The organism is Bradyrhizobium iriomotense (genome assembly GCF_030160715.1).
GTDB lineage: Bacteria > Pseudomonadota > Alphaproteobacteria > Rhizobiales > Xanthobacteraceae > Bradyrhizobium > Bradyrhizobium iriomotense.
The window spans coordinates 1-24,332 of record NZ_BSOW01000004.1 but is presented as its reverse complement, the minus strand read 5'-3'; the positions used below and the strand labels follow the sequence as shown (position 1 = coordinate 24,332).

Here is a 24,332-nt window from a genome sequence, read left to right as displayed (position 1 = left end):
CATGACGAACCTACTGGTCATCACGCCGAGCGGATCGCGCCGACGGATCGAAGCGGCCGCCGGCATCACCATCATGGAAAACATCCGCAACGCCGGCGTTGGCGAACTCGCTGCCCTTTGCGGCGGCTGCCGCTCCTGTGCGACTTGCCACGTGTATCTGGAGGTCGAAAGACCCGATCTTCTGCCGCCAATTTCTGATGAAGAAAACGACCTGCTCGATTCATCGGACCATCGGCGGACGAATTCTCGCCTGTCGTGTCAGATCGTCGTGAAGGCCGAGATGGGCATGATGTCCGCGGAGATCGCGCCGGAAACTTGAACACGATGCGCGTTCTCTGCCGCGCCCCGCGGCAGCTCCGCGCGGAGCGCGCTCACAACTAATCACCCAAGAGATTGATATATCAAACTTCTTTTCGCCTTGGAGCGATCGAGTGTGAATTGAAGTGACAGGCTGGAGTTGCCTGGAAATCGGCAGATCGAGTGGTAGGCCATCACGATTCCCCATCAGGAATACGGCTGGACGCTGAGGCGGTGAAGCATCCCTTGCGGTCGCTCGGATCGCGACACGCCACGTTTCGTAGTGGCGCCATCATAGATTTTGTCTCGGACTTTACTGAGACCCCTCATCGGCATCCAGTCGCCTCCTCACCCGACGGTCCCGCCGTGCAGCCGATCCTCGACGCCAACCATCAATTGGATTGGCTCACTCAATCATACTGAGGCGTGTGCGAGCTGCCACGCCCCACCCCACTTTCCGCAACCGCCGGCCTCATCGCGGGCGAGCCTCTGCCTGCTTTCGAGAATGTCAGCGTCTCGGTCAGTTCACCGCGCACCATCGTCACCTCGGTGCGATTCACAGAACGAAGCCTCCAGCCTAGATAATCTTCATCGAGCTTCAGACGCAGCGTGGCCTTGTTCGTCTCGTCGACAAAAATCCCGACACTCTGATCGATGCCGACAATCGTCCCAACCAATGCGAGCCGCAGCTCGACCGGCGGCGGGCTCGGTGGCATCGGCGGCGCTTTCGACGCAGCTACCGAAACCACGGGTGGCGGCGGCCGCCGCCGCGAGGCCGAAAAGATCGGCCGTTCGCCCGTCGTCGACAGTGCTGCAAGCGGGATGGCCCAGAGCGGATTGCCACTCATTTCCTCCCGCTTGATGTGAGACGGCGTTGGCGCCGCAGGATCGACCGCCGGTGCCGCCGTTACGGGAGACTCTAAAAGTGGGCGGCTGGAGGCTGGCTCGATGAAGCCTGGTGCGTCGATATCTGCGAATTCCGCCGGCCGCGCCGGAGCCGAGGCGGAAACACCGAGCAAAGGCACCCACACCGCGAGCCACAGCGATATCCGCCGCGTCGCCTTATGCTCTCTCATGTCCCTCGTCATTGGCCAGTTGGTAGCAACCCGCAAATTCTCAAACTGGCGCCCTGCGCAAGCAAGACAAAGCGGGCTTGTCAGGCACGGGGCACCGGTGCGAGCAAGGCTTATCGGCTGCCCATGTGACACCTGTGCGAAGTGGCGGTCACCTCCCTAATGTTTCCACGACCTATCGCGATCCGGCATTCCACGACTCCCCACGGCCGCCGAACGCCAGTATGACATTGTTGCTGCATCGTCATACTCGTCTGCTATAAGTGTGGCTTTGTTGAACAGGTTATCGTGCGGAGACGTGGTGGTGCGTGGGGCCTTGTTGCGGATGTTTTCCGCCGCCGCATCATCCGCCCTGTGCACGCTTCCGATCGCGGCCCAAGAGCGTAGCCTGGTCGCGCCCGCCGAGCTTCCGCCGGTCGCCGTTGCGGCGCCGGAGGATCAGCATCCCAAGCGGCTCACCCGCAAACGACCGCCGAAAGGCGGGGCTCTGCGCAATCGGGCCGCCGCTCGCACGGAGAGCCCGACCGAGAGCGGCGTCGTGGCCAATGCGGCGCCAATCGGCGCGCCTGCCTTGCAGCCCACCGCCGCGAGCGCCATTCGCATCAGCGGCCGCGAGGTGAACGCAATTCCGTTCTCGCGGCCCGGCGAGGCACTGGAAGTTGTGCCAGGCCTGATCGTCACGCAGCACTCCGGCGAAGGCAAAGCCAACCAGTACTTTCTGCGCGGCTTCAATCTCGACCACGGCACCGATCTCGCAATCAGCGTTGACGGCATGCCCGTCAACATGCCGACGCATGGGCATGGGCAAGGCTACGCCGACATCAATTTCCTGATCCCCGAGCTGATCCAGTCGGTCAATGTCCGCAAGGGACCGTATTTCGCCGACCAGGGCGACTTCGCCTCCGCCGGCGCTGTGGCGATCGACTACGTCAACAAGCTGCAGCACAACATCGCGGAGATAAGCTTCGGCAGTTTCGGCTATCGACGCGCACTGGCGGCGGGATCGAGCCGCGTTGACGATGGCACCCTGCTGGCGGCGGTCGAGGCGGCCAAATATGACGGACCCTGGGACGTGCCGGACGATGTCCGCAAGCTGAACGGCGTCCTGCGCTACAGCCAGGGCACCGTGACCGACGGCCTGACGCTGGCGGCGATGGCCTACTCCAATGGCTGGAATTCGACCGACCAGGTCGCCCAACGCGCGATCGACCAGGGCCTGATCAATCGCTTCGGCACGCTCGATCCGACCGATGGCGGCAGGTCCAGCCGATTCAGTCTGTCCGGCAATTGGGCGCAGTCGGGCGACTACGGCCAGACCAATATCAGCACCTATGTCGTGCGCTCCGACCTGCGGCTCTTCAACGATTTCACCTACTTTCTCGACACCCCCCTCAACGGCGACCAGTTCAGCCAGCTCGACCGCCGCAGTTTCGGTGGCATCGATGCGCGGCATACATTCGATTGGCGCTTTGCCGGCGTCGAGGCACAAACCCGCGTTGGCGTGCAGAGCCGCTACGACGATATCCATGTCGGCCTGTTCAAGACGGAGCAGCGCACGTGGCTCTCGACCGTACGCGATGACCGCGTGCAGGAGGGCAATGTCGGCCTCTGGACCGACACGACCATGCGCTGGACCGACTGGCTGCGCACCACGATCGGCATCCGCGAGGATTTTTTCGCCGGACATGTGTTCAGCGATGCGCCGCAGAATTCGGGCAACGCGCAGGCCTCGATGGCGAGCCCGAAGACCGGTCTCGTGCTCGGTCCCTGGTACAAGACCGAGTTCTACGGCAATGCCGGCTACGGCCTGCACAGCAACGATATCCGCGGCGCGACCATCACCGTCGATCCCAACGACAAGGTGACGCCGCTCGATCGCGTGCCGCTGCTCGTGCGCTCGCGCGGCGCCGAACTCGGTATCCGCACCAGGGCGATCGAGGGTCTCACCAGTTCGCTCGCACTATTCGTGCTCGACTTCGACTCGGAGCTGTTGTTCGTCGGGGACGCCGGCACCACCGAGCCGAGCCGGCCCAGCCGCCGCGTCGGTGTGGAGTGGACGAACCAGTACAAGCCCTTGCCCTGGATGACGGTCGATCTCGACGTGGCCCATACCCGCGCGCGCTTCACCGATTTCGACCCCGCCGGGGCCCGCATCCCCGGCGCACCGGCGTGGGTGGCAAGCGGTGCAGTCACCCTCGGTGGCGACACTGGCTGGTTCGGCACGCTCAAGGCCCGCTATTTTGGTCCGCGTCCCCTGATCGAGGACGACAGCGTCCGTTCGCGGTCGTCGCTCATCTTCAATGCGCGCGCCGGCTACAGATTCGACAATGGCCTGCGGCTGCAACTCGACGTGCTCAACCTCTTCAACGCCCAGACCAACCAGATCGAATATTTTTATCTGTCGCGCCTGCCGGGAGAGCCCATCGACGGCGTCGCTGATCGCCACGTCCATCCGGCCGAACCCCTCGCGGTGCGGCTGACGGTGGCGGCACGATTTTGATCGCAGCGACAACGGGCGCTGACTGGCCGTCACAAATACTGAAGAAATCTGACATAGAGCGGATGCTCTGATCGGCCGAGAACGCCCGTTCGACCGATGCAATATGTATCGCGCGCAGCCGGTCGTGTCCGAAACAGGAGTGAGGGGAATGCAATCTGAGCCGGACACCACCGCGATCGCTTCGGCAGGCCAGTTCGCGGGCGCGGTTCAGGACGAGGCCGCACCGGTGCGCGCTCGTCAGGCTGCAAGCCGCGCCTGGGCCCTCGTGCCGATCGTGACCGCGTCGGGCTTTGCGGGTCTGGGCTACGAGATCGTGTGGACGCGCCAGTTGAGCCTTGCGCTGGGCACCGAGATGATGGCGATGCTCGGAGTCATTGCCGGGTTCTTCGGCGGTCTGGCACTGGGCGCGTTCGCGCTCGATCGGCCGATCCGCCGCTCGAAATCGCCATGGCGCGTCTATGCGATCCTTGAAGCCGTCATCGCCGTTTGGGGCCTGATCAGCGTCTGGCTTCTGCCCGCGGCCGGTCGGTCTCTGTCCCCCCTGCTCGGCACCGAACCGTCTGCTGCCCTGCTCTGGGCCGGCAGCCTGGCGCTGCCGACCCTCGTGCTGCTGCCGGCAACGATGGCCATGGGCGGGACCTTGACCGCCCTGGAGCGGATGATGCGGGACACGCGTGGCGAGGCTCGTGTCACGGCAGGCGTATATGGGGCGAATACGGCCGGGGCCCTGGCCGGCACGCTCGCCTCAACATTCCTACTGATCCCGGCGCTCGGATTTTCGGGAACGCTGCTCTGCCTCGCTGGTGTCAACGCGTTCTGCGCCCTCGGCGCAATCGCGCTCGGATCGGTGGCGAAAGAAGCTGATGCCGAAGAACGACCGCCGGAACGAATTCGCGACTTGCGGCTCACGATCACCTTGTTCGCCACGGGACTGCTGGGAATCGCCTTCGAAGTCCTCGTAGTCCGGCTCGCCGCGCAGGTGATGGAGGACACCGTCTACACGTTCGCTGGACTGTTGGCTGCATATCTGCTCGGCACCGCAGCGGGGAGCCTGCTCTGGCAGCGGACCGGGCGAGATGCGCAGGATAGAAATCTCAGCGGCCTGCTCGCCGCAACGGCGTTCGCCTGCATCGCGACCGCGGCACTTGCGCCCTATGCCGGTCGCCTGGTCGAGACCGCAGCCTTTGCGGATGTATTCGGCGAACTGGTGGTGGCGATCGCACTGTTCCTGGTGCCCGCGACCGCAATGGGCGCATTGTTCGGCCTGCTGGCGCAACGAGTGAGCGATCAGTGCCGCTCCGTCGGATCGGCGATCGGCATCAACAGCCTTGGCGCCTGCATCGCGCCGTTGGTGGCGGCGCAATTCCTGATTCCCGCCCTTGGTGCATGGACGGCACTGCTTGCCGTTGCGCTGGGCTATCTGCTGCTGCTGCCGCCCGACCGATCGACGCTCCTGTGGTCCGCCACACCGGCGATCTCCGCGCTCGTCCTCTGGCTCAATCCGGCGCCATCGTTGACGCACGTGCCGGCAGGTGGAACGCTGCTTGCGGTCCGTGAAGGACCGATGGCGACGGCGAGCGTCGTCGATGACGCCGCAGGTGCGCGCTACCTCGAGGTCAACGGCCACTTCCGCATGGGTGGAACGAGTTCGACGCGATCCGACTACCGGCAGGCGATGTTGCCGCTGTTGCTTCACGAGGTCCCGCGCCACGCCTTGTTCCTCGGAATCGGCACCGGTGCCACCATGGTCGGCGCGGCGCAGATGCCAGGCGTCAGCGTGCTCGGTGTCGAACTCTCCCGCGAAGTGGTGGAGTTGCTGCCCTGGTTCGTCAATCCGCCGCCGGCTTCGGCGCCGCGGGTGACCGTGGCGGATGCCCGCCGCTACGTCGCCGCGGATACGGGCCAGCATGACGTGATCGTCGCCGATCTGTTTCATCCCGCACTCGACGGCAGCGGCGCGCTCTATACCGTGGAGCATTTCGAGGCCGTGAAACGTCGCCTGGCGCCCGGAGGAATTTTTTGCCAATGGCTGCCGCTGTACCAGCTCGATCTTCCCTCCCTGCGCGCGATCGTCCGTGGCTTTCTCGACGTCTATCCCGACGGCTCGGCCTGGCTCAATCACTACAGTGTCCGCACACCGATGCTCGCACTCATTGGAACGCGGGATGGCGGCCATCTCGATACCGAGGTTCTCGCTGCGCGGCTGCGCGATCCCGCGACCGCGCGGCTCGTACGGCCGCTGGGGTTCGAGGCACCAATCGATCTGCTCGGCCAGTATCTCGCAGGCCCACGCGCGCTCTCCGCATTCGCCGGCAAAGGTCCGCGCAACACTGATGATTATCCGTTCGTGACCTTCGATGCGCGGCGGAATGTCCGTGCGCTCAGCGCAGCACCCTGGTCACTGCTGCTTGCCGTCACGAAGGACATCCAACCGGATCCGAATGAACTCCTGGTTGCCGAAACCGAGCGCGATGCGTTGCGCGCGCGTCTCGACGCCTACTGGCGCGCGCGCAACCGCTTTCTCGAAGCCGGCGCGTCTCTGCCAGGCGATCCGCGCGGAGTGGCCTTGATCGAAGCGGCTTCGCCGGGCCTGATCGACGCGCTTCGCCTGAGCTCCGAATTCGATCCAGCCTACGGACCGCTGATGGGCATGGCGAGATCGCTGACCGGCTCAGACCGGGCGGCGGCCGCGCGCCTGCTGCGTCAGATCGATCAAGCTGCGCCATCGCGCCCGGAGGCACGGGAGCTCCTGCTGAGCGAATTCGGAGAGCGATAGAGAGCGATCGATCCGTCACTCTCAGGGCGCGAAGTTGATGCGATAGCCCCAGCAGTCGAGATGATCGGGAATTGCGTTGAAAGCAATTGTAATTCTCCGCCCGCCCTGATTCTTCGGCACCTCGTGGTAGAGGTAGCTCGGAAAAAGCACGAGATCGCCGGGCTCGGCCTCCGGCAGGGCGTACTTGCCCGCATTGAAGGGCCCGATGGCGGCGCTTCGCGTGTGATGCCGGAAGGAGAAGTCAAAACCGCCTGGCGGCCGCACGAAGACGGTGTTGCAGGCCGGGTGCGAGGGCGTCAGATAAATGATGCCCGAGACGAAGCTGTTGGCGTGCGAATGCAGTGTCTGGTTGCCGCCGGTCTCGAGCATGTTGGTCCACATCTCCTTGACGGTCCAGCGCAGCTCCTCGCCGAACAGAAGGACGCCGAAATCGACCAGCTTCGGAACCGCAAGCTCGGCGATCTGGCGAAACAGCTCGTTATCGCGAGGGTCGGCAACCTCGGTGTGGAAGAGCTGGCCCGAGCGCAGATTGCCCTCGACCCGGGTGTTCCTGATCGCCGCCACGGCAGCTTCGTTCAGCGATGGCGGGAGCAGTCCAGGCGAGCGTAGCAGGGGAATCGGGAAAAGCGGCTCGATCTGATCCATGTCGCAACGTCTACCTGTTCTTGAAAACACGGACAGACAATGCCCGGGCAAAGATGACGCTGCGATGACAGTGTGCAGGATCTCCAAAATGCTCGGATCCTGTTACTCGTCGGTCCGGAGCACCTTTAGCTTCTCGCCCGGCCTCAGCTCGTGGCGCCGTTCGCGCACCTCGTCAGAGGCACGCGCGGCCATGTCGAGGCATTCGTCGAACTCGCCGTTACCGGCTTCAACCAAGGCCTGATGCAAGTGCCGCTCGGCGAAGTAGCGCGAGAGATGGTCGGACGGCAAAGCCGCAGCCAATGCTCGCGCCTCCGCGACCGCAGCATTGCAATCTTCCCGGGTCGGCTCGTCCGACGCGGGCACGGCAGCACCGGATGCGGCCACACCGCATCCGAGGCCAGCGAGGAGGCCCAGTGCGCAGAAGGCGATACGAACCAGATACATGTCAGTCGTGAGGGCAGGACCGGGCCGCTTCAACACGAGTGCGGCGGGACGCACCGAATCGTTGCGCCCCGCCGGATGGCCTCACATCACGTCAGTGATGGTCGTGATGATGATCGTCGTCGTGATCGTGGTCGTTGTCGGCCCGCTGTCCGAGCCGGCGCGCCAGCTCGGCGTTGGTCTCGACCAGGAGCTTCGGCGAGCCTTCCGGCCGGACGAAGATCGGGTTGGCGTAGAACCAGACGTTCGAGTAGGCCTGAACGTCGTGGGTCACCTTCTTGGCGCCATTCACCGTCTCCAGATGCGCCGGGCACGCCGGATCGATACAGCTGACCTGCGCGTTGTTGGCATCGAGCAGCGGATTGCCAGCGGTATCGCTGACGTTCGGAGTGCCATTCGGAATGTTGGTTCCGCGCGCACGGATGTAGAACGGCTTGGTGCCTGCGGTGAAGGTCGTCGTGAACCGCAGCCGCTTGCCATCATGGTCTCCCCGATGCTCGCGCTGCATCTGCGTCGCGGGGATCTGCCGGGCGATGCTCGCCGAAGGATTATACACGATCGCCGCGCCGGCCGTGCCCGCAGCATTCGCCACCGCGTAGTTGGGCGCGTCAGGCGCAACCACGCCCGTGATCTGGCCAGTGATCAGATCGACGTGGTCGAGTATCGGCTTGTTGAGCGGCTGCTTGATTCCCACCGGCACTAGCAGCGGGTTGTTGAAGCTGTAGGGGCTGTTATTCTCGTTCGGAACGGTCAGCTCCATCTCGACCGTGATCTTTTCGCCGGGCCTCACGACCAGCGTCTCACCCATGGTCTTCCAGTCGTCGCCGCGCGTCTTGGCGCGGAACACCATATCCGGACCGATCAGGTCCGCGTTGACCGAGTACGAGTTACCCGAACGCATGCCGTCGATGACGTGCTGCGACGAGAAGCGACCCGCATTCGGAACATACAGCTTGGTGTACTCGCCGGGAATGAAGTCGGCCGTCGTGAAGGAGTCGCGCGCACCGCCGGCACCGCGGCTGTGCCAGTCCGAGCTCACATACATGAAGAAGTTGCGGCCTTCGCCAAGCAGTCCGTCCCAGAGGCCGCCGACCTTCGCGGTGTAAATGCCGCTCATGCCGTAGGTGCCGCCGCCGACCGCGTTGGTGGTGTACGAGCCGGAGCCGCCACTGGCTCCGCCTTCGGCGAAGTGACCGGGCGATTCGATGCCGAACGCAACCGTCGGGCCCGCGTTGTTGAAGTCACGGAAATGCTCGATGTTGTAGCCCTTGTTGGCGGTCGCACTGAACGGCCCCTGGCGTTCGGTATGAGTCGGGATGATGTAGGATTGCAGCGGATAGTTCGTCTGCAACCACTTGACGCCTGTGAGCGCCTTTTGGTGACCCGCCGTGCCCGTGTTGTTGACGTTGTCCTTGCCGGGCCACAGCTGATTGCCACCGGCGTCGATGACGGGACCGATTGCATCGGTGTCGGCACGGTCGAAGCGGTACTCGAATTCCGCCATCTTGTCCGCGTTGCCGGCCGCCTTCCGCGGGTGCTGCCCGGTGATAACGGCGACGTCGACGTGTTCATGGCCAGGCGCGATCCACTCGAGACCCTCGATCAGCACCTTGTCGTACTTCGCCGAACGATCGACGATGGTCGGATACTCGATCTCGCGGATCGACTGCCAGCGCCACATCTGCGCGCCGGTGCCGGTACCGTTCGGGGTGCCCTTCAGGCTGCTGATCGTGATCCCGTCGATGGTCTGGCCGAGCGTCTGGCTCCAGGTCGTCGTGGTTTGTCCCGGAATATTGGCGCTGGTGTCGCTGAAGCGGCAGTCGCGATTGCCGGAACCGCCGTGGTTGCCGAGCGTAAACCAGTCCAAATCGAAATTGTTGCCACCCGCGGACGCGGTGCCCCGCCCGACCGCGCGGTCGATCGTGTAGCCGGCGGCAACCGAACCATCCGTGCAGGTGTTATGATTGTGCATGTCACCGGCAACGTATGGATTGCCGCGACGCTCGCCGCGCCCCCACTCTTCGGCGACAGCGCTCTGAGTCAGCGCCATGGATGCCGATGCCGCAGTCAACAGGATGGTCTTGCCGGATGGAAACATCTATCGCCCCTCGTTCAGGTCACATATCGCGAAAATGAAGCAGAGATGCCGCGAATTGAAAGCCGTTTGGCCCAAGCCGCCTAAGCCGCTCCCTGCACGTCGAGATAGTGACCAGTGTTCCGATACAGCTTCGTGAAGGATTTGTGTTCGGCCGCTGCCGGTGCGCACTGTGCGTGCGGCATCTTGTCTCTTGCGTTTGCCCATTGCATTTTTTCTCGCCGCGTGAGCGATTGAAGATGACAGATGAAATGCTCTGCCGCATAAAGCGCTGCGGCGCGTGAAGAGAATTTGTGACAACCGCATGTCAATGCCAGCGACACCAGCTGAACTGCAGTCCCTTCCGACATCACACACCGAACGTTCGGACCCGGACGCCGGTGTCGTGCGTGGCGCAACGGAGCCTTCGCGCTCCCTTGTCTCCGTGCTCGCGCGGCTCTCGCGCGAGCCCTTGCTGCACTTCACCTTGCTCGGAGCGATAATCTTCGGCATCGACGCCTTGCTGCATCCGCCCGCCAAGGACGAAAAGGTCATTACGGTGACCAAGGCGATGCGCCGGTCCTTCATTGACAATTTCGATGAGGACAAGGAACGCGCCCCTTCCGTTGATCAGCTCCAGAAGATGATCGACAGCTGGGTCGCGAGCGAGATCCTCTACCGCGAAGGCAAGACGCTTGGCGTGGACCGCGGCGACGAGACGATCCGCGATCGGATTGCCTACAAGATGCAATTGCTGATCTTCGACCAGGTCCGCGTCCCGCGCCCCTCGGACGAGCAGTTGCAGGCCTGGTTTGCGCAAAATCACGCCCGCTTCGACGAGCCGGAGCGCGTTTCGTTTTACATCACCCCGCCGACGGATCAGGCCACGGCACAGCGTCAGCTCGAGGACATCGTCCAACAACGCGAATCCGAGGAGCTCCAGAATCTCACGCGTGCCATCCTCGCCCGCCCGGTCGCGAGTCTCGCCGCATCCTTCGGCGAAGATTTCCGTGATGGACTGTTGAGGATGCCAGAGGGGGAATGGAGGCTGCTGCAGTCGAAGGACGGCTGGCACGTCGCTCGGCTGGATTCCCGGCGGCCGGGCAATCTTGCCAGCCTCGACAAGGTTCGAGATGAGGCCGCCAGGATCTGGCATACGGAAGAGACCCGCAAGTTGGCCTGGGAAGCGGTCAAGCGGCTCAAGGCGTCCTACCAAGTGCGGTACGAGCAGTGAGGGCGATCCAATATCTGCGATTGGCGCTGCTGACGCTGACCCTGGGCCTCGCCGCGCTCATCCGGCCTGCGGCGCTCAGTGCGCATGAAGCGGCGATGGGCGTGCTGGAATTCCGCGAGGTCCGGCCCGGCGCATTTGTCGGCCGCTGGAGTATCGAGCCCTCGATCGGCGCAGCGCGGGTCGATCTGCGGGTGCCGTCGCACTGTTTTCTCCGCCTGCCCGAGATGAACTGCGGTCAGCAGGGGTTGGTCGGTCCTATCACCATCTCCAATCTCGGCTCCAACATGTCGGTCGTCCTGATCAGGCTCATCCCGATCGAGGGCGAGCCGCGCAGCTACACGATCTCGACGGCCAATCCCGTTGTGACCGTCCTTGGCACCGACGCCCCGACGCTCGAGGCGTGGATCGAACTGGCCAAGACTTATGTGAACTACGGGATCGACCACATTCTGCTCGGCGCCGATCATCTGCTGTTCGTGCTGGGCCTGATCTGGATCGTCGGCGGTGGCTGGCGTCTGGTGAAGACGATCACGGCCTTCACGATCGGGCACAGTGCCTCGCTTGCCGCGGCAGCCTTCGGCCTGATCGGCGTGCCCGAACGACCGCTTAACGCCTGCATCGCATTGAGCATCGCGTTCGTCGGGGTGGAAATCGTCAAGCAGCAGCGCGGCGAGATCGGACTCACCGCCCGCTATCCCTGGGTCGTGGCGTTCACCTTCGGTCTGGTTCATGGCATCGGCTTCGCAAGCGCCTTGGCGGGACTCGGGCTCGAACGTCGACTCCTTCCTGCAGCGCTGCTGTTCTTCAACATCGGCGTCGAGATCGGACAGCTTGCTTTCGTGCTGCTCGTGCTCGCATTGATCTGGGCGCACAGACGGCTTGATGCCTTCGTGCCGCGCTGGAGCGAGGCCCTCCCGGCCTATCTCATCGGGTCGGTGTCGATGTTCTGGTTCTTCGGCCGTCTGGCGCGCATGTTCGCCGCGATCTGAACGGGAGTCGCACACAATGTCTTTGCGCGTCCCCCGAGCTCTCACGACCGCCATCGTTTCGTTCGCACTGACGCAACCGGCTCTCGCGCACGAGCAGGCTGGCGTGGCGGGAGGCCTCGTCAGCGGCCTGCTCCATCCTATCACGGGCATCGATCATCTGATCGCAATGGTGGCCGTCGGGATCTGGGGCGCGCAACTCGGCGCCCCCGCAATCTGGATCCTGCCGATCACCTTCCCGCTCGTCATGGCGGTCGGCGGGGTTCTGGGCGTGCTGCATGTTCCGCTTCCGATGCCGGAGGTGATGATTGCCGTCTCGGCCGTGATCCTGGGGGGCGCCGTTGCGGCCCGGCTACGCCCACCCTTTCCCGCTGCCGCCTTCATCGTTGCGATCTTCGCGATCTTTCACGGCCATGCGCATGGAGCCGAGCTCCCACGTGCGGTGAATGCACTGGCCTATGGAGTTGGCTTCGTCACCGCCACCGGCCTCTTGCATCTGTTCGGCATTACGATTGGCACGTTGACGCGCTGGCCCGCCGGCGAGCGCATCATTCAGGGACTTGGGGCCGGCATTGCGGGAATTGGCTGCTATTTCCTCGCCCAGGGCATCGGAGCTTTCGCATGAAGCTGAAATCCCCACGGGCATTGATGGCCACAGCGATGCTGCTTGCCGGCGCGAATGCCGCCGAGGCACATATCGTCGCGGCTCGCCTCGGCGATTTCTACATGGGTGCAATGCACCCCCTCACTGATCTTCAGGATGTCGTTCTCTGGACTGCGACCGGCATGCTGGCCGGTACGCTCGGAGCCAAGGGGCGCTGGCTCATCCTGGTTTTTCCCCTTGGATTGCTGGTCTGGTTGCCTTTTGGAAGCGCTTTGGGCGCGGCTTCCACACAGCTTGCGGGCGCGGCAATGATGCTCGCGATAGGCATGCTGCTCGCGGCAGCAGCGCAAGTCCCCACGCTTCTACTGTGCGCGCTTGCCTTCGCAGTGGCTATGATACGGGGCGCAGCGAACGCCGCCGACCTCCGACCCGAAACCGACCGGCTGCTATTTGCAGCAGGATTAGCTTGCGTGGGCTACGGAGCCATCACGCTGACGATGGCGCTGACCGCGGTATTCAAACGACCGAATTCGGACAGCGCAACATCTTGGCGAGCCATCGCCCTTCGTGCACTTGGCGGCTGGGTCGCGGCTATCGGTCTGATGATGGCGAGCCTTGTACTCGCATCATGAGGGGCCGCGAAGGCCCTGTGCCGATCCGTCATGACTGCGGGTGACGCCCCCGGTCGCTCATGTCGCGGCTTCACGCATCATCGCCTTCAGCATTTCCGCGAGCACGCTGGCGATCGCGCTCGTCCCGCGCTCATGGCCGATCAGCATGAGCGTCTGCGTCTCGTGCGCCAATTCGCGCACCGGCACATAGACCAGGCGACCAACGCGTCGCTCGAACTCGATGTCGAACGGCGTAAGAAAGGTTATGCCATTATCGAGAATAGCGGCGTGGCGCATGATCTCGATAGCGTTGGTTTCGATGATCGGCAACGGTTCCAGCGAAGCTTTCGCGAATGCCGAATCGAGGTAAGGCCGGATCACAGTCGACCCATCGGCAATCACGAGCGGATAGTCGATGCAGTCGCCGAGCCGGATCTGGTTACGCTTGGCCAAGGGATGGCTCGGCGCCATGACGGCGCCGAGCTTGCCGGCCGCGCGGGCCAACACCTTCAGGTGACTTCCGCGGACAAAGTCGAAGCCGATCCCGAGGTCGGCCTCGCCGCTGGCGACCGCGGATTGAATGTCCTCGCCCGTGGTCAGCAGCGTCAGGCAGAGCCGCACCCGGGGATTGGAAACACGAAACTGCTTGACGGTGCCGGGCACGAGGTTCGAGGCGAGACCACTCATCATCGCCACCGTAATCTCGCCCCGGCGCAATCCTTTCAGTTCTTCGATCTTGCCTTGGGCACGGGTTAATTCCTTCAGCGTCTGACGAATGTGGCCCACCAGCACCTCGCCCGCCGCAGTCAGAATCAGCTTGCGCGGCAGCCGTTGGAAAATTGGCGTGCCGAGCTCGGTCTCAAGCGCAAGAATCTGGCGACTGATGGCAGAGGCCGCGACGTTAAGATGGCTCGCAGCCTTGCGGATCGATCCGGTGCGCGCCACCTCGTCCACATAGGTCAATAGGCGACTATGCAGCATCCCCTTGCTCCTGCTTGGAAAAAAGCCACGCTCAGGAGGATGCTGTGACGTTGCCAAAAAGGCAACATTGTTTGCGAAATAAAGCGCTTTTATGCAAGCCTTCCGGCGTGCTGAATCCACCGTGGCCTGTCACGCGTACGCCCGCAGCGTCGAACCGGCCGCAATCAGGAGTCTCTTCATGGCGTTCAGCGTCGAAAACCTCGCTCAGTCCAAGGCCTTCCGCATCTCGCCAACAGACACCAACTATTTCGTGATGCTGTTCGATCATGAGAGCGACCGGATCGACAATATCTTCGTCATCGAAATCTTCCGGCCGGGCGGCGCGACGCCACCCAACGAACATGCGGCGGCGCACGAATTCTTCCATGTGCTGCACGGCGAGGGCGTGGCGCGCTGCGACGGCAAGACACTGCCGATCAGCAAGGGCGACTCGCTGCTGCTGCATCCTGGCTCAGAGCACGTGATCGAGAACACCGGGACCGGCAAGCTGTATTGCCTCACGGTGATGACACCGAACGAAGGCTTTGCCGAATTGATCCGTAGCGGCGAACCGGTGGAGGTCGAGGCCGACGACATCGCAGTGCTGCAGGGACGCAACTTGACGGATCAACGATGACCGACATCCGCCTCCAACCGGTCGATGATCTCCAGCCGCTCGGCGCCAGCACGCGCAACCGCTGGTCGGTATCGGCGACCCAGGCAAACCTTGTCCGGCCGCCGGTCGTGCCGCAGCCGGTGACGATCGATGCCGGCGCCAAGCTCGTAACCTTCGATCTCGCGCGCACCGCCATCATTGTCGTCGACATGCAGAACGACTTCTGCCATCCGGACGGCTGGCTTGCCCACATCGGTGTCGACGTAACGCCGGCACGCGCACCGATCGCGCCGCTGCAACGGCTGTTGCCGGTGCTGCGCGGTCTCGACGTGCCGGTGATCTGGCTCAACTGGGGTAACCGGCCCGATCGGCTCAACCTCAGCCCGGCTCTGCTGCATGTCTACAAGCCGTCCGGCACAGGCGTCGGCCTCGGCGACCGGCTGCCGGGCACCGGTGCGCGGGTGCTGGAACGCGGCAGTTGGTCGGCCTCGATTGTCGAGGAGCTGACCGTCGAGTCCACCGATATTCATGTCGCCAAGTATCGCATGTCAGGATTCCAGGACACAGAGCTCGATAGCATCCTGCGCAACCTCAATGTCACGACGCTCTTGTTCGCCGGAGTCAACGCCGACCAATGCGTACTCTGCACGTTGCAGGACGCCAATTTCCTTGGCTACGATTGCATGCTGCTGCGCGACTGCGCAGCCACCACGTCACCGGACTACTGCATGGCTGCGACCGTCTACAATGTAAACCAATGCTTCGGCTTCGTGCTGGAGTCTTCCGTCCTTACCGCTGCCCTCGCCGGCAAGCGGGCCGCGATTGCCGAGGTAAACGCGCCATGAACGATCTTACGCCCTTTGACGCATCCGACCGTCATCCATCGACGGACAGACTCGCACCGCTGCTCGCCGATCTCGGCGATATCCCGGTCGTGACTGACCCAACGATCGTGCGCCGACGCTCGCGCGATTTCTTCTGGTACAGCCCGGTCCTCAACGATCAGCTCAGCGACAAGTCGGCCGATGTGATCGTCGCGCCACGCGACGAGGCCGATATCGTTCGCATCGCCGCGGCTTGCGTAAGCCGCCGCGTGCCACTGACGGTCCGGGCCGGCGGCACCGGCAATTACGGCCAGGCGGTGCCGCTCGCCGGCGGCGTGCTGCTCGACGTCACCGCGCTCGACACGATCGAATGGATCAGACCCGGACAGATCCGTGTCGGTGCCGGCGCCAAAATGAATGCGATCGACGCCGCCACACGGCCCTCCGGCTATGAACTGCGGATGCATCCTTCCACCAAGCGTACCGCGACCATTGGCGGTTTCGTCGCAGGCGGATCCGGTGGCATCGGCTCGATCACCTATGGCGGCTTGCGCGAACCTGGCAACATCCTCGCGGCGCGCATCGTCACCATGGAGGCGGAGCCCCGCATCATCGAACTGCGCGACGACGCAGCGCAGAAGATCAACCGCGCCTACGGCACCACGGGCATCATTACCGCGCTCGAAATGCCGCTGGCGCCGGCACAGCCATGGATCGATGTGGTCGTCGCATTCGACGATTTCCTGGCGGCTGTCGAATTTGGCCGGGCCGCGGCGCTTTCCGACGGCATCGTCAAGAAGCTGCTGGCGCCCATTACGTGGCCGCTGCCGTCCTATTTTGGCGCGCTGAAATCCTGCTGTCCCGAGGGCAAGAGTATTCTGATTGCGATGATCGCCGAGCGCTCGCTGGAAGACTTCAGGGATCTGCTCGGCGATCGCGGCACCATCACCCTGGAGACGCCGACCGACGAGCGCCCCGGCAGGGTGCCGCTGTACGAATACACCTGGAATCATACCACCCTCCAGGTGCTCAAGAGCGATCGCACGGTGACCTATCTGCAATGCCTATACCCCCATGACCGGCTGCTGCAAAAGGTTGAGGAGATGCGCACGATGTTTCCGGACGAGGTGCTTCAGCATCTCGAATTCATCCGTTTCAACGGCCAACTGACCTGTAGTGGACTGCCGGTGGTGCGATACAGCGACGCGGAGCGGCTGAACGAGATCATCCGCCTGCACGAGGCGCACGAGGTCCATATCGCCAATCCGCACGTGTACACCGTCGAGGACGGCAGCCGCTACAAACGCGTCGATGTGGATCAGCTGGGATTCAAGCATGAAGTCGACCCCCACGGTCTGCTCAATCCCGGCAAGATGCGCAGCTTCGTGGCGGAGCGGTGACCAGGACATCACGATGGGAACGGTATTCGGCAAAACGAACTGGCGATCGATGAGCCAGGAGCAGCGCGACCTCGGGCTTAACAACAGCGCCGCCGTCCCAGGCAGCGCCGAGCTTGTCGCGAGCTGGGAGCAGCGCTCCGCCGCCGTTCGGGCCAAGCATGCCGCGCATCTCGACCTGAGATACGGTCCACGCGACCGCAATCGGACCGATTTCCTCAAGGCCGCCGATGGCGGCCCGACGCTGGTGCTGATCCACGGCGGCTACTGGCAGATGCGCTCGAAGGAAACCGTCACCTGGTTCGCCGAGGGACCGATGGCTCACGGCATCAATGTCGCGCTGATCGGCTACACCCTGGCGCCGGAGGCGACCTTGGACGAGATCGTTGCCGAGATCCATCGGGCTCTCGATGCCCTGGTTGAACAGCTTCCCACGCTCGGCGGCGACCCTGGCCGTATCGTCGTATCCGGCTGGTCGGCAGGTGGACATCTGGCGGCGATGGCGCTGTCACATCCGCATGCGAAGGCGGGCATTGCGATCAGCGGTATCTTCGATCTCGAACCGATCCGCCACAGCTTTCTCAACGTCAAGCTCAAGCTCGACGAAGCGACGTCGCGGCGCAACTCGCCGCTGCTGCACTCAAGCGGCCCTGCGGCACCGCTGGCGCTAGTTGTCGGCGCAGCCGAACTGCCGATGCTGCGCCAGCAGACCGCCGACATGGCTGCGCACCGCGCCGTCAACGGATTGCCGGTGAGCTATGAGGAAATTCCCGGCGCCGACCACTTCTCGGTCATGCTCGCGCTGGGCTCGCCGACCGGCCGGATCACCACCCTGATCCGGCAGCTGTTCGAGCGCGATTGATCAGCGTGGCAGCTTCGCCGCCTTCACGTCGTACAGGAGCTTGATGAACTCCCGCGAGGCGTGCTCGGCGGTGAGACGGCCCTTGTCGGCGGTGGCCTTGTGCGCTTCGCCGACCGCGCCGTCGGGATTGAGGTCATCGGCGATCCAGGCATAGGCAATGAAGCCGGTCGGTCTGAGATGGTCGAAGGCCGCTTCGTCGTCCTCGGCAACGGACCGGAAGTCCTGCGCGCGCGCCATGTCGACCAACTCCGGGCGGAAATGCAGCATCAGCGAGGTCTCGACGTCACCGCCGTGAATGCCGAATTTCAGCTCGCGCTCGCTGTAGAGGCCGGCCGGCTTGCCGAGCCGCGACCAGGCAGACTTGACCACCAGCATATCGGCGCGCACCCGCAGTTCGCGCGCGACGATGCTCATCACCTCGTCATTTCCGCCGTGCGAGTTGACGATCACGAGCTTCCGCACGCCGGCGCGCGCGACCGACAATCCAAGCTCGGTCCAGGCCTCGATCAGCGTCGCCGCCGGCAAGGTCAAGGTGCCGGGCATTCGCAGGTGCTCGTTGGATTTTCCGACCTGCTGAACTGGCAGGATCCGGATATCGAGATCATCGGGCAGATGATCTATCAGTGTCTCGAGCATGCCGCGGTTGATCGCCGCGTCGACACCAACCGGCAGATGTGGACCGTGCTGCTCGATGGCGGCAATCGGCAGGATGGCGATGGTGCTTTCTTGGTCGAGAGCTTTGAATTCACGTGAGGCGTATTCGTCCCACCAGACCCGGCGGCGTGGCTTGTCCATGTTCGGCTCCTTGTTTCACGCCGCACCGCGCGGTTGCGGCGCGCACGACCAGGATTTCCGACTATGGCATCACGGAGCCGTTGACAATGGTGCGCGCAGAGGCGTGCCACCGCCTTTTTATGTGTTGCCTAAAAGGCAACGTATGCCTCGAATCAAAATGCTTCCAGATGACAGACGGTGCGTGCATCTTTTGCGGTGCCGGGAACGCTGCCACCGGGATTCCGCCGCCATCGGAATTCCATCTGATCGAGATCCCACCGAGGTTGCCATGAACGCCGTCATGACCATCGTGTCCCGTGCCCTACTCGTCGTCGCGACCTGTCTTGCCTTCGTCGGGCCGTCGACCGCCGCCAACAAGGTGACATTTCTGACCAGCTGGTTCGCCCAGGCCGAGCATGGCGGCTTCTACCAGGCCAAGGCGACCGGTCTCTACGAGAAGGCCGGGCTCGACGTCACCATCAAGATGGGTGGACCGCAGGTGAACGGATCGCAGCTTCTGCTAGCCGGCGAGACCGACTTCCTGATGGGCTACGACATCCAGGTGCTGAAGGGCCGCGAAAAGGGACTGCCGCTGGTGACGGTGGCGTCCTCATTCCAGTTCGATCTGCAAGGCATCATGGCCCACGACGACGTGGCAGATCTCGCCGCCCTGAAAGGCAAGCCGATCCTGATTGCCAGTTCGTCGCGGACCACGTTCTGGCCGTGGCTGCGCGCCAGATACGGCTACACCGACGACCAGATTCGCGCTTACACTTTCAACCTGCAACCGTTCTTTGCCGACCCCACGGTATCGCAGCAGGCCTATCTCTCGTCCGAACCGTTCCAGACGCAGCAGCAGGGCGTGAAGACAAAATTCTTCCTGTTCGCCGACGGTGGCTATCCGCCCTACGGCTCGACGATCGTGACCACCGAGAAAATGCTCGCCGAGAACCCGGATGTGGTGGCGCGCTTCGTCAAAGCTTCGCTCGAGGGCTGGCGCGACTATCTCAAGAATCCGGAGCCGGCCAATGCTCTGATCAAGGTCGACAATCCGAAAATGACCGACGCCCAGATCGCTTTCGCGATCGACAAGCTGAAGCAGACCAAGGCGCTCGACGGCGGCGATGCCGCGACCGGCGGAATCGGCATCATGACAGCTGCCCGATGGAAGCAGACCTACGATTTCCTGGTCGCCGCCAACCTGCTCGATCCAAACACCGAATGGCAAAAGGCGTTCACCGACCGTTTTGTCAAGGATCTGAAGATTGGGTTCTAGCGCACGGCGCGCAGACACGACAGTCCGGTGATGACTACCCCACAATGAAGTCGCTCATGAATGCTCCCTTGCCCAGCGATCCCGTGAACGCGCACACCACGCGCCGCGCCGACGATCGTCCACCGGCAGTCGAGGTGCTATCCGCGGAAAAGGTCTTCGCCAACGGTACCCGTGCCCTGGCACCGATTGACCTCACGATCGCCGAGGGCGAATTCCTCACTTTGATCGGCCCGTCCGGTTGCGGCAAGAGCACGCTGCTCAAGCTGATCGCCAATTTGATCCAACCATCGGACGGACGGATTTTGTGGTGGCGCGGCGATTTCGGACAGGTGGGCCAGGGAGACCGCAGCCTCGCCTTCGTATTCCAGGAGCCGACCCTAATGCCCTGGGCGCGGGTCGAAACCAATGTGCGTCTGCCACTCGACCTCGCCGGCGTGCCACGCGGCAAGGCCGATCCGCGGGTCAGCGACGCCATCGCCCGGGTCGGCCTCTCGGCCTTCGCCCGGCATTATCCGCGCCAGCTCTCCGGCGGAATGAAGATGCGGGTGTCGATCGCGCGCGCGCTCGCCACCGATCCGAACCTGCTGTTGATGGACGAGCCATTCGGCGCGCTGGACGAATTCAGCCGCAACAAGCTCGATGATGATCTGGTCAAATTGTGGTGGGAACGCAAGCTGACCACGGTATTCGTCACCCACTCGATCTACGAGGCCGTGTTCCTGTCGACCCGGATCGTGGTGCTCGCCGCCAACCCCGGCCGCATCTTCCGCACCATGACCATCGATGAACCGCAACCACGCAATCAGGATTTCCGCGACAGCGCCCGGTTCGCCGCCTACTGCCGCGAACTGTCGACCTGGCTCGCCGAAGCGTCGTTCCCGCCGGCATCGGGAGCCACGCCATGAAGCCGCTGTTGCAATCGGAGACTTTCGTGCGAATCGCAGCGCCGCTCGCGGTCGGTGTGGCGCTGCTCGCGGTCTGGGAAATCGGCTGCCGCCTCGGCTCAATCCCGGTCTATCTGTTCCCGAAACCAAGCGACATCCTCGCCAGCCTGATCAAGAACGGTCCGTCGCTGCTGCGCGCACTTCTGATCACCTTGCGCATCACGCTGCAGGCGTTCGCCGCTGCCGTCGTGCTGGGAACGCTGATCGCCTTCATGTTCGTTCAGAGCCGCGCCGTCGAGGTCAGCTTGTTTCCCTATGCGGTACTCCTGCAGGTGACGCCGATCGTGGCGATCGCACCGCTGATCATCATTCTGGTGAAAAATACGCAACTCTCGCTAACGGTGTGCGCGACGCTGGTGGCACTGTTCCCCATCATCTCCAATACCACGCTGGGCCTGCGCAGCGTCGATCCCGGCCTCGCCAGCTATTTCCGAATGAACCGTGCCAGCCGATTGAAAACCCTAGTGCGGCTGCGGATTCCCAGCGCGCTACCGTACTTCTTCGGTGGCCTGCGCATTTCTTCCGGGCTCGCACTGATCGGCGCAGTGGTCGCCGAGTTCGTCGCCGGCACCGGAGGCCGCTCATCGGGACTTGCCTACGAGATTCTCGATGCCGGATTCCAGCTGGACATTCCCAGGATGTTCGCGGCACTGTTCCTGATCACCATTACCGGCGTGTTTCTGTTCGGCGCGATGGTGGGACTATCCAATCTCGCGCTGTCGAATTGGCACGAGAGCCAGATTGGGACCGAAGCATGAGCGCATTGCTGATCGAGCACGCGGAGGGGATCTTCACCGGCCTCGCCGGCGACGCGATGCGCGCCCAGGGATCGATCCGGATCCGCGACGGTGTCATCACGGCGATCGGCGAGCTCACGCCGGAGAACGGCGAACGAAGGCTGGATGCCTCCGGCTGCGTGATCTATCCCGGATTGATCTCGACCCACCATCACCTGTTCCAGAGTGTCTTGAAGGGCGTGCAGTCCGGCATCAATCAGCCGCTCGCCGGCTGGTTGCGGTCCGTACCCTATGCGTACTGGTCGAAGATCGACGAGGAAGCGCTGGCGGTCGCGGCCCGGATCGGCCTTACCGAGCTTCTGCTGTCCGGCACCACGACCGTCGCCGATCACCATTATCTGTTTAGCGATACCTACCGGTTCGATCCCGCGGCGGTGATCTTCGAAGTCGCCCGCAGCCTCGGGCTGCGCCTGGTGCTTTGCCGCGGCGGCGGCACCAGGACCAGCCATATCGGCGGCGGTGTCGGAGCGCCGACGCCAGTTGAACCGCTCGAGCGCATGCTGGCCTCGGTCGAAGCCTGCGCCCAGCGTTTTCATGACCCCTCTCCGGCCGGTCTCACCAAGGTTGCGATGGCGCCGACCACGCCGACCTGGTCACTGGAGTCGGGTGAGCTTCGCGAAGTCGTCGCCGCCTCGCGGCGCATGAAGCTGCGGCTGCACAGCCACCTGTCGGAGACGTCGGACTATGTCGACTTCTGCATGTCGGTGCATGGCAAACGCCCTGTGCACTGGCTTGCCGACCACGGCTGGCTCGGTCCCGATATCTGGTACGCGCACATGGTGCATCTCGATGGTGACGAGGTGAAGATCCTCGCCGAGACCGGCACCGGCATGGCGCACTGCCCGCAGTCGAACTGCCGGCTCGGCTCCGGTGTCGCGCCCGCCGATGCCCTCGCAGCACTTGGCGGCGCGGTGTCGCTGGGCGTCGACGGTGCGGCGTCGAACGAGGCCGCCGACATGGTCTGCGAGATGCACAGCGCCTGGCACACCCATCGCGCGGTGAAGGGCGCGAATGCCGTCACCGCCGAAGACGTCGTGCACTGGGCCACGGCCGGCGGCGCGCGGGTGCTGGGCCTGCCGCAGGTCGGCACGCTTGCGCCCGGCCAGCAGGCGGACATCGCCGTGTTTGATCTCGACCAGCCTCGCCACTTCGGCATGCACGATCTCCTGATCGCACCGGTGACCTGCGGTGGTGCCCGTGTGCGCCATCTGCTGATTGGCGGGCGGACCGTCGTTGACGACGGCGCCATCCCAGGCCTCGACCTTCCACGACTCCGATCCGACGCGGCACGCGTCGTGACACGCATCGCCGCCTGAACTTTCGGGAGAAACCTCATGCTGGCCACCCAACAACCGGTGCTCCGCCGCTTCTGGTACGCGATTATGCGCATCGAACAACTCGAGAGCGGGCCGCAGCCGTTCACGCTGCTCGGTGAGCCAATCGTGCTGTTTCTCGATGCCAAGGGCGAACCCGCGGCGCTGGAGGATCGCTGCTGCCATCGCACCGCAAGACTCTCCAAGGGCTGGTGCCGCAACGGAAACATCGTTTGCGGCTATCATGGCTGGGAGTACGATCGCGCCGGCAAGCTGGTGATGATCCCGCAATTTCCGTTCGAGCAACCGATCCCCGACGCCAGTGCGCGCGCGTTCCGCGCGAAAACTCGCTACGGCTATGTCTGGGTTGCGCTGGACGAGCCGCTGCGTGACATTCCTAACATTCCCGAGGACAGCGATCCCGCCTATCGCCGCATCTTCCAGTTCTACGACACCTGGAACACAGCGGCGCTGCGGCTGATGGAAAACTCATTCGACAACGCGCACTTCGCGTTCGTGCACAAAAACACGTTCGGCGACATCGACCAGCCGCGACCGGAGAAATACGAGATCGTCGAGACCGATTACGGCTTCGAGGCGGAAACCATCGTCACCGTAAAGAACCCGCCGATCGCGGCGAAGATCTCTGGCACAACGGAGCCCTATACAAAGCGACACATGCGCAACAAATGGTTCATGCCGTTCTGCCGCCGGCTCGACATGGAGTATCCCTCGGGCATCCGGCATATCATCTTCAACTGCGCAACGCCGATTGGCGACGGCAAGATCCAGGTGGTGCAACTCCTGTTCCGCAACGACACCGAGGCCGATTGCTCGGCGCAGGAACTGATTGGTTGGGATGCCGCGATTATCGCAGAAGATCGGGAGATCCTGGAGTCGACCGACCCGGACGCGATCGTCGACATGGGCCGAAAAATCGAGAAGCATATGCCATCCGATCGCCCCGGCATGTTGATGCGCAAGCGCCTGCTCGACCTGCTGCACGAGCATGACGAGGAAGAGGTTCCGAAGTCGATGGTCATGGACGACGGTGGCCTGGAGTGGAGTCATCGGGCGGTGTCGTCAGATGCCCGTACTGATGCTCGTTAAAGCGTGATGGCATTAAGTTCGATAACCTGAATTTTTGAGGTAGTTGGCGCATTCCTCGGATGTGAAGGCATCGAGTGCGTGGCCGATTGCGGCGCAGACCGCGTCGACGGTTCGCGCGGCAGCTTTGCGGACGAGGTGCTTGAGCTTGGCAAAGACCTGTTCGATCGGGTTCAGGTCGGGCGAGTATTTTGGCAGGAAGAAGAGTTTGGCGCCGACCG

General features: G+C 63.5%; 23 protein-coding genes. 16 read left to right on the top strand and 7 right to left on the bottom strand.

Going from position 1 to position 24,332, the window contains the following annotated elements; all coding sequences use genetic code 11:
• Position 1: 1 nt before the first annotated feature.
• Positions 2-319, top strand: a complete 318-nt coding sequence (locus QQL28_RS06655) for a 2Fe-2S iron-sulfur cluster-binding protein (protein ID WP_284262570.1) — start codon at positions 2-4, stop codon at positions 317-319.
• Between the two features lie 388 nt (positions 320-707).
• Here QQL28_RS06655 and QQL28_RS06650 read toward each other — a convergent pair whose 3' ends face one another.
• Entirely contained in the window at positions 708-1,373 is a 666-nt protein-coding gene (locus QQL28_RS06650; RefSeq protein WP_284262568.1) for a hypothetical protein, read from the bottom strand.
• A 322-nt stretch (positions 1,374-1,695) separates the two neighbouring features.
• On the opposite strand from QQL28_RS06650, the gene QQL28_RS06645 reads away from it, so the two are divergent.
• Positions 1,696-3,870, top strand: a complete 2,175-nt coding sequence (locus QQL28_RS06645) for a TonB-dependent receptor (RefSeq protein ID WP_284263535.1) — start codon at positions 1,696-1,698, stop codon at positions 3,868-3,870.
• Positions 3,871-4,018: 148 nt separating this feature from the next.
• Positions 4,019-6,646: a spermidine synthase gene (locus tag QQL28_RS06640; RefSeq protein WP_284262565.1), complete on the top strand. Its 2,628-nt coding sequence runs from the start codon at positions 4,019-4,021 to the stop codon at positions 6,644-6,646.
• Between the two features lie 21 nt (positions 6,647-6,667).
• On the opposite strand, the gene QQL28_RS06635 is transcribed toward QQL28_RS06640, so the two are convergent.
• The 3 genes from QQL28_RS06635 to QQL28_RS06625 all read right to left on the bottom strand — a co-directional run bounded on the left by QQL28_RS06635 (position 6,668) and on the right by QQL28_RS06625 (position 9,830).
• Entirely contained in the window at positions 6,668-7,291 is a 624-nt protein-coding gene (locus QQL28_RS06635) for a putative 2OG-Fe(II) oxygenase (RefSeq protein WP_284262564.1), read from the bottom strand.
• A 102-nt stretch (positions 7,292-7,393) separates the two neighbouring features.
• Complete coding sequence (locus QQL28_RS06630; protein WP_348522480.1) at positions 7,394-7,789, bottom strand: hypothetical protein; 396 nt, start codon at positions 7,787-7,789, stop codon at positions 7,394-7,396.
• 37 nt (positions 7,790-7,826) lie between these two features.
• Positions 7,827-9,830 carry a hypothetical protein gene (locus tag QQL28_RS06625; RefSeq protein ID WP_284262562.1) on the bottom strand — a complete coding sequence of 668 codons (2,004 nt, stop codon included), beginning with the start codon at positions 9,828-9,830 and terminating at the stop codon, positions 7,827-7,829.
• Positions 9,831-10,212: 382 nt separating this feature from the next.
• Between QQL28_RS06625 and QQL28_RS06620 the strand changes: the two genes are divergently transcribed.
• Genes QQL28_RS06620 through QQL28_RS06605 form a run of 4 tightly spaced genes read left to right on the top strand, consistent with a single transcriptional unit; the run spans position 10,213 to position 13,262 of the window.
• Positions 10,213-11,040 carry a peptidyl-prolyl cis-trans isomerase gene (locus QQL28_RS06620; RefSeq protein WP_284262560.1) on the top strand — a complete coding sequence of 276 codons (828 nt, stop codon included), beginning with the start codon at positions 10,213-10,215 and terminating at the stop codon, positions 11,038-11,040.
• Positions 11,037-12,029: a HupE/UreJ family protein gene (locus QQL28_RS06615; protein WP_284262559.1), complete on the top strand. Its 993-nt coding sequence runs from the start codon at positions 11,037-11,039 to the stop codon at positions 12,027-12,029. The genes QQL28_RS06620 and QQL28_RS06615 overlap by 4 nt, the downstream gene beginning before the upstream one ends.
• 16 nt (positions 12,030-12,045) lie before the next feature.
• The gene (locus QQL28_RS06610) at positions 12,046-12,651 is read left to right on the top strand and encodes a HupE/UreJ family protein (RefSeq protein ID WP_284262557.1); all 606 of its coding nucleotides are present in this window, start codon (positions 12,046-12,048) and stop codon (positions 12,649-12,651) included.
• On the top strand, positions 12,648-13,262 hold the full coding sequence (locus QQL28_RS06605) for a HupE/UreJ family protein (RefSeq protein WP_284262555.1): 615 nt from the start codon (positions 12,648-12,650) through the stop codon (positions 13,260-13,262). The genes QQL28_RS06610 and QQL28_RS06605 overlap by 4 nt, the downstream gene beginning before the upstream one ends.
• 57 nt (positions 13,263-13,319) lie before the next feature.
• On the opposite strand, the gene QQL28_RS06600 is transcribed toward QQL28_RS06605, so the two are convergent.
• A complete protein-coding gene (locus QQL28_RS06600) occupies positions 13,320-14,204 on the bottom strand; it encodes a LysR family transcriptional regulator (RefSeq protein WP_284262553.1) in 885 nt (294 codons plus the stop codon).
• 109 nt (positions 14,205-14,313) lie between these two features.
• On the opposite strand from QQL28_RS06600, the gene QQL28_RS06595 reads away from it, so the two are divergent.
• From QQL28_RS06595 to QQL28_RS06580, 4 genes are read left to right on the top strand one after another with little or no spacing between them, the layout of a single operon-like run.
• Complete coding sequence (locus QQL28_RS06595; protein ID WP_284262551.1) at positions 14,314-14,838, top strand: cupin domain-containing protein; 525 nt, start codon at positions 14,314-14,316, stop codon at positions 14,836-14,838.
• Positions 14,835-15,662 (top strand): cysteine hydrolase family protein, encoded by an 828-nt coding sequence (locus tag QQL28_RS06590; RefSeq protein WP_284262549.1) that lies wholly within the window; start codon positions 14,835-14,837, stop codon positions 15,660-15,662. Before QQL28_RS06595 ends, QQL28_RS06590 begins: the two co-directional genes overlap by 4 nt.
• Positions 15,659-17,041, top strand: coding sequence for an FAD-binding oxidoreductase (locus QQL28_RS06585; protein WP_284262547.1), 1,383 nt, complete (start codon positions 15,659-15,661; stop codon positions 17,039-17,041). Before QQL28_RS06590 ends, QQL28_RS06585 begins: the two co-directional genes overlap by 4 nt.
• A 13-nt stretch (positions 17,042-17,054) precedes the next feature.
• Entirely contained in the window at positions 17,055-17,900 is an 846-nt protein-coding gene (locus QQL28_RS06580; protein ID WP_284262545.1) for an alpha/beta hydrolase, read from the top strand.
• Here QQL28_RS06580 and QQL28_RS06575 read toward each other — a convergent pair whose 3' ends face one another.
• Positions 17,901-18,695 (bottom strand): creatininase family protein, encoded by a 795-nt coding sequence (locus tag QQL28_RS06575; RefSeq protein WP_284262543.1) that lies wholly within the window; start codon positions 18,693-18,695, stop codon positions 17,901-17,903.
• A 268-nt stretch (positions 18,696-18,963) separates the two neighbouring features.
• Here QQL28_RS06575 and QQL28_RS06570 point away from each other — a divergent pair, with 268 nt between their 5' ends.
• Genes QQL28_RS06570 through QQL28_RS06550 form a run of 5 tightly spaced genes read left to right on the top strand, consistent with a single transcriptional unit; the run spans position 18,964 to position 24,114 of the window.
• Positions 18,964-19,950: an ABC transporter substrate-binding protein gene (locus QQL28_RS06570; RefSeq protein WP_284262541.1), complete on the top strand. Its 987-nt coding sequence runs from the start codon at positions 18,964-18,966 to the stop codon at positions 19,948-19,950.
• A gap of 56 nt (positions 19,951-20,006) precedes the next feature.
• Positions 20,007-20,855, top strand: a complete 849-nt coding sequence (locus QQL28_RS06565; protein ID WP_284262540.1) for an ABC transporter ATP-binding protein — start codon at positions 20,007-20,009, stop codon at positions 20,853-20,855.
• Positions 20,852-21,652, top strand: a complete 801-nt coding sequence (locus tag QQL28_RS06560; protein WP_284262538.1) for an ABC transporter permease — start codon at positions 20,852-20,854, stop codon at positions 21,650-21,652. The genes QQL28_RS06565 and QQL28_RS06560 overlap by 4 nt, the downstream gene beginning before the upstream one ends.
• Positions 21,649-23,007 carry an amidohydrolase family protein gene (locus tag QQL28_RS06555; RefSeq protein ID WP_284262535.1) on the top strand — a complete coding sequence of 453 codons (1,359 nt, stop codon included), beginning with the start codon at positions 21,649-21,651 and terminating at the stop codon, positions 23,005-23,007. The genes QQL28_RS06560 and QQL28_RS06555 overlap by 4 nt, the downstream gene beginning before the upstream one ends.
• Before the next feature lie 18 nt (positions 23,008-23,025).
• Positions 23,026-24,114: an aromatic ring-hydroxylating dioxygenase subunit alpha gene (locus QQL28_RS06550; RefSeq protein WP_284262529.1), complete on the top strand. Its 1,089-nt coding sequence runs from the start codon at positions 23,026-23,028 to the stop codon at positions 24,112-24,114.
• 12 nt (positions 24,115-24,126) lie between these two features.
• Here the strand turns inward: QQL28_RS06550 and QQL28_RS06545 are convergent.
• A partial coding sequence (locus QQL28_RS06545; protein ID WP_284262526.1) for a transposase occupies positions 24,127-24,332 on the bottom strand: 206 nt, incomplete at its 5' end.